Source organism: Caulobacter sp. D5, from assembly GCF_003185805.1.
Classification (GTDB): domain Bacteria; phylum Pseudomonadota; class Alphaproteobacteria; order Caulobacterales; family Caulobacteraceae; genus Caulobacter.
Map to the genome: position 1 here is coordinate 1 of NZ_QHJY01000089.1, position 12,844 is coordinate 12,844.

11 protein-coding genes and 1 pseudogene are annotated in these 12,844 nt (G+C 70.4%); 7 read left to right on the forward strand and 5 right to left on the reverse strand.

Annotation, left to right across the window (positions count from 1 at the left end; all coding sequences use genetic code 11):
• Positions 1 to 76: 76 nt before the first annotated feature.
• A complete protein-coding gene (locus DMC18_RS06720) occupies positions 77 to 1,195 on the reverse strand; it encodes a DegT/DnrJ/EryC1/StrS aminotransferase family protein (RefSeq protein WP_199232544.1) in 1,119 nt (372 codons plus the stop codon).
• 168 nt (positions 1,196 to 1,363) lie between these two features.
• On the opposite strand from DMC18_RS06720, the gene DMC18_RS06725 reads away from it, so the two are divergent.
• Positions 1,364 to 2,278 (forward strand): hypothetical protein, encoded by a 915-nt coding sequence (locus tag DMC18_RS06725; RefSeq protein WP_233248083.1) that lies wholly within the window; start codon positions 1,364 to 1,366, stop codon positions 2,276 to 2,278.
• Between the two features lie 16 nt (positions 2,279 to 2,294).
• Here DMC18_RS06725 and DMC18_RS27260 read toward each other — a convergent pair.
• Positions 2,295 to 2,442 (reverse strand): annotated as a pseudogene (locus DMC18_RS27260) (hypothetical protein); the annotation flags it as partial.
• A gap of 18 nt (positions 2,443 to 2,460) precedes the next feature.
• Positions 2,461 to 4,125, reverse strand: a complete 1,665-nt coding sequence (locus DMC18_RS06730; protein ID WP_110132789.1) for a hypothetical protein — start codon at positions 4,123 to 4,125, stop codon at positions 2,461 to 2,463.
• Between the two features lie 105 nt (positions 4,126 to 4,230).
• On the opposite strand from DMC18_RS06730, the gene DMC18_RS06735 reads away from it, so the two are divergent.
• The 6 genes from DMC18_RS06735 to DMC18_RS06760 are packed head-to-tail and all read left to right on the forward strand — an operon-like array spanning position 4,231 to position 8,918.
• Positions 4,231 to 5,211: a 3-oxoacyl-ACP synthase III family protein gene (locus tag DMC18_RS06735; RefSeq protein ID WP_110132790.1), complete on the forward strand. Its 981-nt coding sequence runs from the start codon at positions 4,231 to 4,233 to the stop codon at positions 5,209 to 5,211.
• Between the two features lie 10 nt (positions 5,212 to 5,221).
• Positions 5,222 to 5,443 (forward strand): phosphopantetheine-binding protein, encoded by a 222-nt coding sequence (locus DMC18_RS06740; protein ID WP_110132791.1) that lies wholly within the window; start codon positions 5,222 to 5,224, stop codon positions 5,441 to 5,443.
• Entirely contained in the window at positions 5,443 to 6,477 is a 1,035-nt protein-coding gene (locus DMC18_RS06745; RefSeq protein WP_110132792.1) for a ketoacyl-ACP synthase III, read from the forward strand. The genes DMC18_RS06740 and DMC18_RS06745 overlap by 1 nt, the downstream gene beginning before the upstream one ends.
• The gene (locus DMC18_RS06750; RefSeq protein ID WP_199232545.1) at positions 6,474 to 7,235 is read left to right on the forward strand and encodes an SDR family NAD(P)-dependent oxidoreductase; all 762 of its coding nucleotides are present in this window, start codon (positions 6,474 to 6,476) and stop codon (positions 7,233 to 7,235) included. The genes DMC18_RS06745 and DMC18_RS06750 overlap by 4 nt, the downstream gene beginning before the upstream one ends.
• Positions 7,236 to 7,260: 25 nt before the next feature.
• On the forward strand, positions 7,261 to 7,884 hold the full coding sequence (locus tag DMC18_RS06755; RefSeq protein WP_158285871.1) for a NeuD/PglB/VioB family sugar acetyltransferase: 624 nt from the start codon (positions 7,261 to 7,263) through the stop codon (positions 7,882 to 7,884).
• A 14-nt stretch (positions 7,885 to 7,898) separates the two neighbouring features.
• Positions 7,899 to 8,918 (forward strand): aromatic ring-hydroxylating dioxygenase subunit alpha, encoded by a 1,020-nt coding sequence (locus DMC18_RS06760; protein WP_110118747.1) that lies wholly within the window; start codon positions 7,899 to 7,901, stop codon positions 8,916 to 8,918.
• A gap of 234 nt (positions 8,919 to 9,152) precedes the next feature.
• On the opposite strand, the gene DMC18_RS06765 is transcribed toward DMC18_RS06760, so the two are convergent.
• Positions 9,153 to 10,829 carry a hypothetical protein gene (locus tag DMC18_RS06765; RefSeq protein ID WP_110118746.1) on the reverse strand — a complete coding sequence of 559 codons (1,677 nt, stop codon included), beginning with the start codon at positions 10,827 to 10,829 and terminating at the stop codon, positions 9,153 to 9,155.
• Between the two features lie 128 nt (positions 10,830 to 10,957).
• On the reverse strand, positions 10,958 to 12,841 hold the full coding sequence (locus DMC18_RS06770) for an NPCBM/NEW2 domain-containing protein (protein WP_110118745.1): 1,884 nt from the start codon (positions 12,839 to 12,841) through the stop codon (positions 10,958 to 10,960).
• Positions 12,842 to 12,844: the final 3 nt, after the last annotated feature.

The window sequence follows — 12,844 nt, forward strand, 5'->3', positions numbered from 1 at the left end:
ACCCGCGCCCGCGCCGAAGGGCGCCGGCTGGCCGACGCGATCCGGCTGTTCGCCGCGACCGGCGCCGACTGGCGGCTCAGCCAGCCGACTTGAGGATGTCGGCGATCCGCGCGGCGTCCGCCGCGTCGAGGTCCATGTAGAACGGCAGGCCCAGGGTCGAGCGCGCCAGGCGCTCGGTGTTGGGCAGGTCGGTGCGCGGGCACTCGGCGAAGGCGGGCGAGGCGTGGCAGCCCTCGCCCCACCACTGGCGGGTGTCGATGTCGGCGGCCTTCAAGGCGGCGATCAGGCGCGGCGCCGCGCCTTCCGGGGTGGCGACTACGCAGACGCTGGTCGTCCAGTCGCGGCCCCAGCCCGGCTGGAAGCCGATGTCGGATCCGTACAGCGCCTGGCGCAGGGTCTGGGCGGCGGTGAACCAGCGCAGCCGGTCGCCCGGCCAGGCGTCGAGCGCGGCCAGGCCCACGGCCGCGGCGTACTCGCTGATCTTGGCGTTGGTGGCGGCGTGCTGCGACAGGCGCGAGCCTTCGAAGCCAAAACCGGTCAAGCGGCGCAGGCGGCTGGCCAGGGCCGGGTCGTCGGTGACAACATAACCGCCTTCGCCCATGCCCAGGACCTTGGTGGCGTGCAGGCTGACGACCGTCGGCAGGCGCGGGTCGCCGGCGGCGTCGAAGGCGGCGGCCGCGTCGAGGATCACCTTCACGCCGGTTCGGTCCTGGAAATCGAGCCAGGCGGCGACGTCGGGCATGTGGCCGAACGGGGCGACGATGATCACGGCGCTGACCGGCCCGGGCGCGCGGGGCAGGGCCGCTTCCAGCGTCTGCGGCGTCAGCATCCAGCTGTCGCGGTCGGCGTCGAGAAACCAGGGCATCAGCCCGGCCTGCACGGCCGCGTGCGCCGTGGCCACGAAAGTCCAGGACGGCATGGCGCACAGCGTTCCGGGCGTCGCGCCGAGGGCCTTGAGGGTCAGGGTCAGGCCCTGGGTGGCGTTGCTGCAGGTGACGGCCAGAGCGTTCGCGCCGAATCGATGGGCCAGGCGCTCTTCCAGCTCCTGCACCAGCGGGCCGAAGTTCGAATACCAGCGGGCGGTGTCGATCCGGCGAAGATAGGGAAGAATGGCGTCGGCCAGGGGCAGGCGAGGTTTCGCGACGGCGATCGGCGAAACACTATCGGCGCGAAGGTTGCGGGCCTGCTTGGCCATGGAGATTCCCCGATTGGTTTCGTAACCTGCGGGCAACATAGTTAACGGGTGCTAACCGGCGCCGTGTACGGGTTGCGACGGATTGCCTCGTCGCCCAGAAGCGGTATTGGGTGGCGGTATTCATCTCATCCGTCGCCGTCGTGTTCGGCGGTCATGGAGAAGCTTTCGATGTCGGCAGCGACGCCCGGCCCCGTGCAGGATCTGATCGAGCGCGGCTATCACGTGCTTCCGGGCGGACTGGACGCCGACGCGGCGGGCCGGCTGCTCGCGCGCATCCGTGATCTGCGCAGCTTCGGCGAGGAGCTGTTCCTCAGCGAGGAAGAGTTCGACGCCAATCCGCAGTATGTCGGCGTCAACCCCGCCCCCGGCCGCAACCTGCTGGAGCGCTTCGACGAGGAGCTGGCCTTCGTCGAGAAGGACGCCGGCCTGACCGGCGCGGTGGCCGGCCTGCTGGGCGACGACTACGAGATCCTGCTCAAGAAGCTGATCTGCGGCGTGCCGGCCTCGGCCGTGCCCCAGTGGCTGAAGACCCGCATCCATGGCAACCCGGTCAACAACCTAGGCCCCTATGTGAAGCCGCAGTACCGGGACGTGACCTATTTCTACGGCATCGACTTCCACCAGGACCTGATCGACTACAAGGACCGGGAAGCCGACTTCATCACCCTCTATGTCTATCTGCACGACGTGGGCGAGCGCGACGCGCCGCTGTTCCTGCTGGAGAACAGCCAGACCCTGGGCGGCACGCTGTTTCCGCACGACCTGACCAAGGACGAGAGCGGCTGGACCTACGGCGATCGCAAGGGCGGGCAGGTGCACTGCCCGCAGCACCTGCTGATCGGCCCGGCCGGTTACGCGGCCATGTGGCACGCCTGCACCCTGCATGGCACCCAGCCCGATGCGGCCGACCACGAACGCCTGTCGCTGCGCTACCTGATCGCCCGCAAGCCCTCGCGCAAGGACACCGGCATCGACGCGGTCAACGCCACGCTGAAGGGCCCGCTGAGCCTGACAGCGACGCGCAACGATCTGGACGAGGCCGGGGCGGCCAAGGTGAAGGCCAACAGCGTCAACGAGGCTTAGGGCTTCCCTTGGTCCGTCATCCCGGGCGGAGGGCCGCGAAGCGGACCGCAGACCCGGGACCTAGGGGCGGCCGCATTGCGCTGGCTACCGCCCTGGGCGGACGAAGCTGACTGCTGCGCCAGTCTCCTTAAGTCCCGGCTCTCCGCTGCGCTGCGGCCGGGATGACGTGGAAATGGTGGGCGTCAAACCTTGCTCGCCATCGCCGCGAACGCCGCCTCCATCCGTCGCGTGAACCCCGCCTCGTCGCGATAGGGCGAGGCGTCCAGGGCGGGACGGATCCTGGCGCGCAGCGCGGCCAGGGCCTCGTGGTTCTGATCCAGTCGCGCGGCGAAGGCGGCCATGGCGCTCCAGTCGTCGAACAGCAACTCTTCCAGCCCCATGGCGCTCAGGGCCTCGACGGCGACGCGGCTGTAGTAGTCGCGGCCCCGGATCGCCAGCACTGGCACGCCGCGCGAGACGGCCTCCATGGTCGTGGTGCCGCCGCCGACCGGGCTGGGGTCGAGCGCGAAGTCGATGCCGGCGAAGGCCTGCTCGTATTCCTCGCCCGTCGTCTTGCCCTCGAACTGGATGCGCTGGGGCGCGATCCCGTGAGCCAGGAACCGGCACTGGGTCGTGGTCTGCAGCACCGGATCGACGAAGTAGCTGTACTTGAAGAGCAGCTCGGCGCCCGGGCAGGCGTGCAGGAGCCCGGCCCAGCCGGCGACGGTCTCGTCGCTGATCTTGGCCGGATGGTTGAAGCTGCCGAAGGTCAGATGGCCGGTCTCGATCGCCGGGGAAGGCGAGGGGGCCGCCGTCGGCGTCGGCCGGAACGCCGCCAGGATCGGGCCGATGTCGTGCAGCGTCTCGACGAACAGCGGCGGGGCGTCGGCGGTCAGCATGTGCGAGCCGAGCATGGAGTAGTCCATGGCCTCCAGGCCCGTGGTCTGGATCCAGTTCAGCCAGGCGAGTTGCACCGGCGCGGGGCGGCGGGCGAACACCGCCAGGCGGTTGCCCGAGGCGTGGCCCCAGACATCGACCAGCACGTCGATCGCGTCGGCGCGGATCAGGTCGGCGTGGGCGTCGTAGGTCAAGGCCTTGCAGGACCGCACCGTGACGTGGGCGGGCAGGCGTTCCTTCTCTGCGTGATCCACATAGGCGAAGACCTCGAAGCGCTCGGTGTCGTGGTTCTCGAACACCAGGTCGACGAAGTGGCGCAGCTGGTTGGCGAAGCTGGGCGCCACATAGCCGACGCGCAGCTTGCGCCGGCCGTCCCAGGCGGGCGGGAACTTTGGCGAGGCCGGCAGGACCTTGCGCATCACCTCGCCCCAGCGGCGGGCGGTGTCGGCCTGGCGCTGGAGGCCGTCCTTGGCGAACATCAGCGAATAGAGCACGAAGCCCGAGAGGTACGACGCCCCGGTCAGGCCCACCGCCTTGTCGAAGGCCGCCAGCGCCGCCTCGATGCGGCCGGCGTGGTGCAGCGACTGGCCGTAGACGAACAGGCCCTCGTTGGCCGCCACCGCAGGGTCGTTCAGCGCGCAGCCGCAGGCCGCGGCGGCGACGCCGACATAGTCCTCTGCGTAGAACATTCGGCCGACGTCGAGGGCGAAGGCGGCGTCGCGGGCGATCCGGTCCAGCGCGATGTCGTTCTCGCCCATCACCGTGAAGGCGTGGTTCATCCAGGCCGTCTCGAAGGCCGCTCGGGCGCGGGCCTCCTCGCCCATCGCGCTCAGGGCCGCGGCGTGGAAATAGTGGACCTGGACGTCGTCGCCATTCTGCGCGGCCAGCGGACCCAGCAGCGCCTCGGCGCCGACGGCGTCGCCGGCCAGGAGCAGCTCCATCGCCCGGGGGAACACGTCTTGCGCCGACATTGAAGGTTTCCCGCAAATCAAACGGCTGGCCCTTGGGCCAACGACGCGCTTAGATTGCGCTCGACATTGTTCTGCAATGATTCATTCCGCGGCCGCGAGGCGTATATGTTGACCGCCAGGATCAAGGCGATCGCAGGTCACCTGCCCGAAGGCCGCCTGACCAACGACGCCTTGGCCGCACGCTTCCCCGACTGGAGCGCCGACAAGATCCTTGAAAAGACAGGCATAGCCGAGCGTCGCATCGCGGCGGACGGCGAGACCGCGCTCGACCTCGCCGAAGGCGCGGCCCGCGCTCTGTTGGCGAAGGAAGGCCTCGATCCAGCCGAGATCGATTTCCTGCTGCTGTGCACCCAGACGCCCGACTATGTGTTGCCGACAGGCGCCTGCCTGTTGCAGGCCCGCCTTGGACTGCCGACCAGCGCCGGGGCCCTGGACTTCAATCTGGGCTGCTCGGGCTTCGTCTATGGGCTGAGCCTGGCCAAGGCGCTGATCGAGAGCGGCCAGGCCAAGCGGGTGCTGCTGGTCACGGCCGACACCTATTCCAAGCTGCTGGATCCCGACGACCAGAGCGTGCGCACCCTGTTCGGCGACGGCGCGGCCGCCACCCTGGTCGAGGCTGTCGAGGCCGACGCGCCGCTGATCGATCCCGTGGTGTTTGGCACCGACGGCAAGGGCGGCGAGCACCTGATGGTGCGACGCGGCGGCTTCCGCGAGCCCTCGGCCGGCGGCGACATGGTGTTGCGGATGGACGGTCCGGCGGTGATGGCCTTCACCCTCGGCCACGTGCCCAAGGCCGTCGACGGGCTGCTGCAACGCACCGGGCGGACGATGGAGGAGCACGACCTCTTCGTCTTCCACCAGGCCAACGGCTTCATCCTGGAGCGCCTGCGCCGCAAGCTGGCCATCGCACCCGAGCGCTTTGTCATCGACATGCGCGAGGTGGGCAACACGGTGTCGTCGACCATTCCGCTGGCGCTCGCCCCATTGTTGCAAGCCGCGGGCGCCCCTAGAGGAGCCCCCAGACGCGCGATGCTGGTGGGCTTCGGCGTGGGCCTGTCGTGGGCCGCCGCCAGCGTCGTCATTTGAGGAGACCAAGATGAGCGCCCTTTACGCCGGACTGGCCGAGATCTTCGAGGTCGACGAGTCCGAGATCTCGCCGGCCGCCGAGCTGGCCGCCTTCAACTGGGACTCGCTGGCGATCATCTCGACCCTGGCCCTGGTGGACGAGGTCCATGGCGTGCTGCTCGACGGCCAGGCCCTGGCCAAGTGCGAGACCGTGGCCGACATCGAGGCGCTGGTCGCCAAGGAAACCGCCTGATGCAGCCCGCGCCCGGCGGCTATCGGGTCGAAGGCGTCCGCCTGGCGGGCGTGGTCTCGACCGTGCCTGCCCGCCGGCTGGAGAACCAGGCGTTCGAGGACCGTCTCGGCGAGGCGGCCGTCGCCGACGTCGCCAAGATGACCGGCGTCCAAACCCGCTACTGGGTCGAGCCGGGCCAGACCACGGCCGACCTCTGCCAGGCCGCCGCCGAGCGGCTGATCGAGCGCCTGGCCTGGGACCGCGCCTCGATCGACGGGGTGATCTTCGTCTCCCAGACCCCCGACCACGCCCTGCCGGCCAGCGCCTGCCTGCTGCACGGCAAGCTTGGTCTTTCGCCGCACGCCCAGGCCTTCGACGTCGGCATGGGCTGCTCGGGATACGTCTACGGCCTGTGGCTGGCCTCGTGCCTGCTGCAAGCCGGCCTGAAGCGCGTGCTGCTGCTGGCCGGCGACACCATTAGTCCCTTGCTGGATCCCGATGATCGCGCCACCGCGGTGCTGTTCGGCGACGCCGGCTCGGCCACCGCGCTGGAGCGCGACGCCGCCGCCGCGCCGCTGCATTTCCGCCTGGGAACCGACGGGACCGGCGCGACCGAGCTGATCGTGCAGGACGGCGGCTTCCGCTCGCCGTGCGGTCCCGCCGGCGGCATCGCTCCGACCCTGAAGATGGACGGCAACGCCGTCTTCGCCTTCACCCTGCGCGCGGTGCCGGCCCTGATCGAGGCCGTGCGCGTCGACGCCGGCCTGACGGCTGAGGATGTCGACTTCCACCTGCTGCACCAGGCCAACCAGTTCATGCTGCGCCACATCGGCAAGAAGGCGAAGGCCCCGCCCGAGCGCCTGCCGATCAACATCGGCAAGTTCGGCAACACCAGCTCGGCCACCCTGCCGCTGCTGCTGACCGACGCCGTGGCCGAGCGCTTGAGCGGTGAAGCCGCGACCCTGGTCCTGGCCGGGTTCGGCGTGGGCTATTCCTGGGGCGCGGTCGCCGGCCGCTTCGGCCCTCTCGACTGCGCGGAGACGCTGTACCTGTGAGCCTGCATCCCCAAGCCCTGGCGGATAAGACCATTCTCGTCACCGGCGCCTCCTCGGGCCTTGGGCGCGCGACGGCGCAGGCCGTGGCCGCTGTCGGCGCGCGGGTGATCGCCGCCGGCCGCGACGCCGGGCGCCTGGACCAGACCCTGGCCAGCCTGGCCGGCGAGGGCCACGTCTCCCTGATCCAGGACCTTTCCGAAGGCGACGCCGCCACCGAAGCCGTGGCCAAGGCCGCCATCGAGGCCGGCGGGCTGGACGGGATCTTCCACGCCGCCGGGATCGAGATGGTCCTGCCGATCCGCATGACCAAGGACGCCAAGCTCGACGAGGTGATGGGCGCCTCCTTCGGCAGCGCCTTCGCTGTCGCTCGCGCCGCCGCCAAGGCCAAGGTGATGAAGGACGAGGGCTCGATCGTGGTGGTCAGCTCGGTCGCCGCCGAGCGCGGTCGTGCGGGCATGACCGCCTACGCCGCCTCGAAGGCCGCCGTGGAGGGCCTCGTGCGGTCGCTGGCCTGCGAGCTGGCGCCGCGTCGCATCCGTGTCAACGGCCTGGCGGCCGGCGCGGTCGAGACCGAGATGCACGAGCGGATCACCCGCGGCCTGACCGGCGACGGGATCGAGGCCTATCGCGCGCGCCACCTGCTGGGCTTTGGCCGGCCGCAGGACGTGGCGGCCGTGGCGGCCTTTCTGCTGACCCCGGCCGCGGCCTGGGTCACCGGCGCGATCTGGGACGTGGACGGCGGCTACAAGGCCGCCTGACAAGACTACACGGAGGAAACGCGAGATGGACTACGTGATGGTCGGGGGCGGCGCGCTCGCCCGGGAAATTCTCGACTGGTTCGGCCCGCAGTTCGCCAAAAGCGGCGACCGCTTCGTCGGCTATCTCGATGACGGCGACGCGCCGATGGCCGCCTTCGGTCGTGACCTGCCGTATCTGGGCAAGATCGCCGGCCACGTTCCGGCCGCCGGCGTCCTGCTGGTGATGGGCATCGGCACGCCGGCGGGCAAGACAGCGGTCGGCAAGGCCCTGCGCGCGGCCGGCGGCAGGTTCGCCACCCTGGTCCACGACCTGGCCTTCGTCACCGCCTCGGCCAGGCTGGGCGAGGGCGTGCTGGTGGGGCCGTTCGCCAATGTCTCGTCCGACAGCAAGGTGGAAGACCTCGTCACCATCAACGGCCATTCCGGCGTCGGCCACGACGTGGTGCTGGGCGCCGGCTCGACCCTCAGCTGCCATGTCGACCTGACCGGCCGCGTGAAGGTGGGCGAGGGGGTGTTCTTCGGCTCCGGGGCGAGGGTGCTGCCGGGCGTCACCGTCGGCGCGGGCTGCACGATCGGGGCCGGGGCGGTGATCGTCCGCGACACTACGCCGGGCGCGACCTATTTCGCCGCGCCGGCCCGGAAGCTCTAGGCCAGAAAGCTCTGATGACGCCTCAGGTCGACGCGCTCTACCGCTGCTACTGGCACCTGGTCGCCCACCGCTCGGAAGTGGCCGAGCCGGGCGCCTGGCTGCGCCTGGACTGGGCGTTCGGCGACCTGCTGGTGTTCAACGACGACGGCGAGATCGGGGCTTTCGACAATGTCTGCCCGCATCGCGGCGCGCGCTTCTTCGTCGGCGACCATGGCGTCGGGCCGATGCTGTGCCCCTATCACGGCTGGCGCTATGGCGGCGGCGCGCTGAAGCCGGCCCTGGCCAAGAGCTTCGATCCGGAAGTCCTGGCCGCCCAGACCATCGGCCGCTACCGCACCGCCTGGTGCGGCGACTTCCTGTTCGTCGGCGTCGAGCCCGAGCAGGACCTGGCCGATCAGCTGGGCGGTGCGGCGGTGCAGCTGGAAACCGTCTCGCGCCTGATCACTAGGCGCCGCGACTTCCACGCCCTGCCGTTCGAATGCGACTGGCGGGTGGCGGTCGAGAACGCGCTGGAGACCTACCACGTCAACCTGATCCACGGCGAAACCCTGGCGAGCCTGGCCATGGTCGAGAAGAGCCTTGTGGTGGACGGCCCCAACCTGACCTGGGAGGGCGAGGTCACCGACAAGCGCACCCTGCGCGGTCTTTCGGCCTTGGGGCGCTATTTCGACGCCGCCGAGGCCTATCAGGGCTACTGGACGATCCACGTCTTTCCGTTCGCGATGATCTCGTCGACCTTCGGCTATTCCTATGCCGTGCAGACCTATTTCCCGGCCAGGGACGCCCGTCGGACCCACTTCTGCACCCGCCTGCTCGACGGCCGCGTGCGCCCCGGCGCCGAACGGGCGGTCGAGGCCTTCCTGGACTCCAGCGCCGAGATGAACCGCCGGATCTTCGAAGAGGACCGCCAGATCTGCGAACGCGTCAGCCCCGCCTACGACCTGGAAAAGCCCCAGCGGGCCTTCGCACGGTCGGAGGAGCGCCTGCGGCTGCTGCACGAGCGGCTGTCTGCGATGAAAAACCCTCTCTCTTAGAGAGAGGGAGGGGGCCGCCGCGAAGCGGTGGGAGGGTGAGAGGTTTCACCGTCGGCAGGCAAATCCTGACGCATGATCATATGTCAGTAAGTAGCTGATAAATAATCGAATAATATCCAAACCTCGCGCAACGGAGCGCCGCGCCTCTTCCGGAGAGTTTGTTACCTCTCACCCTCCCACGCCTTCGGCGCGGGTTCCTCCCTCTCTCAAAGAGAGAGGGATTTATCGGGCGGCTCAGGCCTGATCCGGCCACTTCGCCGCGAACATCCCGAGATAGGCCTCCTCCAGCGTCCGCGTCACCAGCGCCTCGTCGCGGAACGAGGCCTTGGCGAAGCCTTCCCACGTGCGGTCGCGCAGGGCCTGCAGGCTCGCCGGATCGGCCGCCGCAGCCGCGGCCTTGGCGACGTAGTCGTCCCAGTTGTCGGCCACCAGGTCGGGCAGGCCCGCGCCCTCGACCAGTTGAACCCCGATGCGGCTGTAGAAGGTCGGCCCGCGCAGGGTGATCACCGGCACGCCGCGGGCGAGGGCTTCCAGGGTGGTGGTGCCGCCGGGGCAGGGGGAGGGGTCGAGCGACAGGTCGATCCTGGCGAAGGCCTGCTCGTAGTCGTCGCCCTGAGAATGGCCCTCGTAGACCAGCCGGTCGGGGTCCACGCCATGGGCGGCGAAGCGCGCCGTCGTGGCTCGGGCCAGCACCGGATCCTCGAAATAGCGGTACTTGAGCAGCAGCCGCGAGCCGGCGACGGCGAGCAGCAGCCGCGACCAGCCGGCGACCGCCTCGTCGCTGAGCTTCGACGGATTGATGAAGCTGCCGAAGGTGACGCTTCCGCTGGCCAGGCTGGGGGCGGGGGAGGGCGTCGCCGGATCGGCGCGGAACGGGGCCGAGATCGGCTCCACCGGCCAGACGGTCTCGGTGAACAGCGCCTCCATGCCGGGCGTCAGGATCGACTGCGAGTGGATGGCGAAGTCCATCGCGCGCAGGCCGGTGGTCTGCTGATAGTTCAGCCAAGTGGCCTGCACGGGCGCGGCCCGGCGGGCGAAGATCCCCAGCCGCGAGCCGGAGGTGTGGCCCCAGGCGTCTATCAGCACGTCGATCTGGTCCTGCCGGATCAGGGCCACGGCTTCGTCGTCCTTCAGCGCGCCGATCGGGCGCACGGTCGGCGCCGCGCCCCAGTCGGTCGTGTCGGCCTCGTTCGGATAGAGGAAGATCTCGAACCGCTCGGTGTCGTGGTGGTCGAGCAGCGGGGCCATGAACTGGCGGATCTGGCCGCTGGAGAACACCGGCGCCACATAGCCCACGCGCAGGCGGCGGCCGGCCAGCGGGGCCGGGGGCAGGGCGGGCGTCAGCACCGGCGTCTCGAAGCGTTCGGCCCAGGCCCTGGCCGCCTGGGCGTGCCGCGCCACCCCGTCCTGGACCATGAACAGGCTGTAGAGCTCGAACTGCTGGGCCGGGGCGCTGTCCGGCATGGCTTCCGAAAGCGCGCGGAAGATGTTGTTGGCCTCCTCGGCGCGACCCTGGTGCAGGAAGGCCAGCCCCAGCGACACCAGCGACTGCGGCTCGTCCCGGCCGGCGATGACCGCCAGACCGAAGGCGACGGAGGCGCAGGCCGGATAGTTGGCGTTGTAGAGGCGGTGGCCGATCTGCAGGGCGTATTCGCCTTCGGTCGTCAGCCGCTTGGCGTCGCCGCCGATGGCGCGGATGACCGCCAGGCCGTGGGTCAGGCGGGCGTCGTTCAGGGTCTGGGCGGCGGCCGGATCGCGGTTGGCCGCCTGGGCCGAGGCCAGCCAGTAGAGCGGTTCCGCCGTGCCCGGCGCCTTGGCGACGGCGGCCTTGGCCGTGTGCAGGGCCACGGCCGGCTTGCCCGTCAGCAGGGCGTTGCGGGTGCGAAGAAGATCCTGCTCGGGCGCGGCCATGGATTGCGATCATCTCGGGCGAGACGCCGCCCCCCATGGACGAAAACGAGTCACCTAACCACCGATTGTAGCCGATCGGCCGGATCGCCAGAAAGGCGGTTCGGGCGGTTCGGGCGGCTCGCGGCGTCTCAGTGCGTCATCCGGGCGCCGCCCCAGACGACCACCGGCGGCGCGGCCGCGTCACTGGAGACGGCCACCAGCTCGAGCACCTTCACGCCCTTGATCGGCGCGTTCAGCGCCACCGGCGCGTCGCCGGCCCGTAGCGGCTTGCTGCGCGCCAGGAGGCGGCCGTCGCCATAGACGGCCAGGCGCACGCTCGCCCCGGACGCCTTCGAGGCGTCGTCGACGCCGACATTGGCGGAAAAGCGCTGGAACTCGCCCGCGGCCAGGACCTCCAGGCGCGAATTGGCCAGCACGCCGATCCCGTGGGCGAAGCGGCGCCCGCCCGCCGCCAGCGGCGTGCGATAGGGCGAGAAGTCGGCCTGAGCGCCGCCGGTGTGGCCGGCCGGACCGACCGGTCCGTCGAAGCCGTCGGCCGGCGGCGGCCACGAGGGCTCCTGGGCTACATGGATGCGGGCCGGGATCTCCGACAGCAGCACGCCGTCGGCGATCAGCGGCGCGCCCCTGACCTCGAACACCTTGGTCTCGCGCGGCGCCAGGTCGAAGGCGGCCCGGCCGGTGAAGCCCGGCGCGTCCTTGCCGGTCCAGAGATCGCGCAGGACCACGGGCGCATCGGCGGCCAGCTTCAGCTGCTCGTTCGTCAGCGTGATCTTCGCCGGCTGGCCGCCGCGATTGAACAGGGCCAAGGCCTTGCGCCCGCCGCTCAGCGTCTTGAGCAGGACCTGCACCTCGCCTTCGTGGTGGACCAGAACGGCCTGGTCGCCCAGCGGGTCCTGGTTCACGGCCACGAGATCGGCGGCGGCCCAGATGTCGAGCAGCGCTTTCGGCGCCTGACGCAGGTCGTAGCCGATCAGCAGCGGGGCGGCGGTCATGGCCCACAGCGCAAAGTGGCTGCGGGCTTCGGTCAGGTGGTTCTCGTCGAAGTCGCCGGCGCCGATGTAGAGCATGTCCGGGTCGTTCCAGGCCCCGGGGCGGGCGTAGAGCGAGCGCGTCGCCACGCTGTCGAACGAGCGCAGCATCGAACTCCAGCGCGGGCTGATGTCGGGGCTGGTGCGCCACAGGGCGCCGACCTCGCCGCCCCAGGCGCGCACGTCGCCGCGGCCCCAGGTGCAGATCGACAGCACGCGCTCGCCGTCGGCGCCGTGGCGGGCCATGGCGGCGGCGACCTGGCGGTACATCGCCTCGATCCGGGCCGAAGCGTCCTTGGCCGGTTCACGGCGAACGATCAGCGGCTCGCGCGGCCGATAGCCATTGCGGCCCACCACCGGCGCGCCGGGCGCGTAGTCGGCCAGGCCGCAGGCGTCGACCTTCACATAGTCGAAGCCCCAGGTTCCGAAGAAAAGATCGATGTCCTGGTCGACATGGTCCTCCAGCCCGACCTCGCGCTCGGCCGTCGAACCGACCGGCAGGTTCGGCGACTTCAGGTCCCAGGCCTGCGAGCAGGCGTTACGGCCGATGTCGGTATAGATGCCGGCCTTCAGGCCCATGCCGTGCAGGCGATCGACGAACGGCTTGAAGCTGGAGTCGCCGCCGGGAACCTCGGCGCTGGGAAAGATCGCCGTGCGGATCTCCAGCTGGCCGTCGCTCTGGCGACGCCTCAGCCACCAGCCGTCGTCGAGATTGACCTGCACATAGCCCAGCCTGGCCAGGCCGGTATCGACCAGGGCCTGGGCCGAGCCCATGACCTTGGCCTCGTCGACCTCGGTGCGAAAGGCGTTCCAGGCGTTCCAACCCATCGGCGGCGTGGCTGCTGCGCCCGGCTTCCGGGCCGTCCAGCGGCCTGTCGGCTCGAGGCTGTCCTGGGCGAAGGCGAGGAGCGGCGCGGCCAGCAGGGCCAGCGCCGCCGTCGCCGTCAGGAGCTTGCGGAGGCGGCGACGGGGCAGGGGGCGCATGGC

What these genes read in the sequence shown, in the direction of transcription:
- DMC18_RS06720 (WP_199232544.1), bottom strand. Translation starts at nt 1,195, where the DNA reads ATGGCCAAGCAGGCCCGCAACCTTCGCGCCGATAGTGTTTCGCCGATC.
- DMC18_RS06725 (WP_233248083.1), top strand. Translation starts at nt 1,364, where the DNA reads ATGTCGGCAGCGACGCCCGGCCCCGTGCAGGATCTGATCGAGCGCGGC.
- DMC18_RS06730 (WP_110132789.1), bottom strand. Translation starts at nt 4,125, where the DNA reads ATGTCGGCGCAAGACGTGTTCCCCCGGGCGATGGAGCTGCTCCTGGCC.
- DMC18_RS06735 (WP_110132790.1), top strand. Translation starts at nt 4,231, where the DNA reads ATGTTGACCGCCAGGATCAAGGCGATCGCAGGTCACCTGCCCGAAGGC.
- DMC18_RS06740 (WP_110132791.1), top strand. Translation starts at nt 5,222, where the DNA reads ATGAGCGCCCTTTACGCCGGACTGGCCGAGATCTTCGAGGTCGACGAG.
- DMC18_RS06745 (WP_110132792.1), top strand. Translation starts at nt 5,443, where the DNA reads ATGCAGCCCGCGCCCGGCGGCTATCGGGTCGAAGGCGTCCGCCTGGCG.
- DMC18_RS06755 (WP_158285871.1), top strand. Translation starts at nt 7,261, where the DNA reads ATGGACTACGTGATGGTCGGGGGCGGCGCGCTCGCCCGGGAAATTCTC.
- DMC18_RS06760 (WP_110118747.1), top strand. Translation starts at nt 7,899, where the DNA reads ATGACGCCTCAGGTCGACGCGCTCTACCGCTGCTACTGGCACCTGGTC.
- DMC18_RS06765 (WP_110118746.1), bottom strand. Translation starts at nt 10,829, where the DNA reads ATGGCCGCGCCCGAGCAGGATCTTCTTCGCACCCGCAACGCCCTGCTG.
- DMC18_RS06770 (WP_110118745.1), bottom strand. Translation starts at nt 12,841, where the DNA reads ATGCGCCCCCTGCCCCGTCGCCGCCTCCGCAAGCTCCTGACGGCGACG.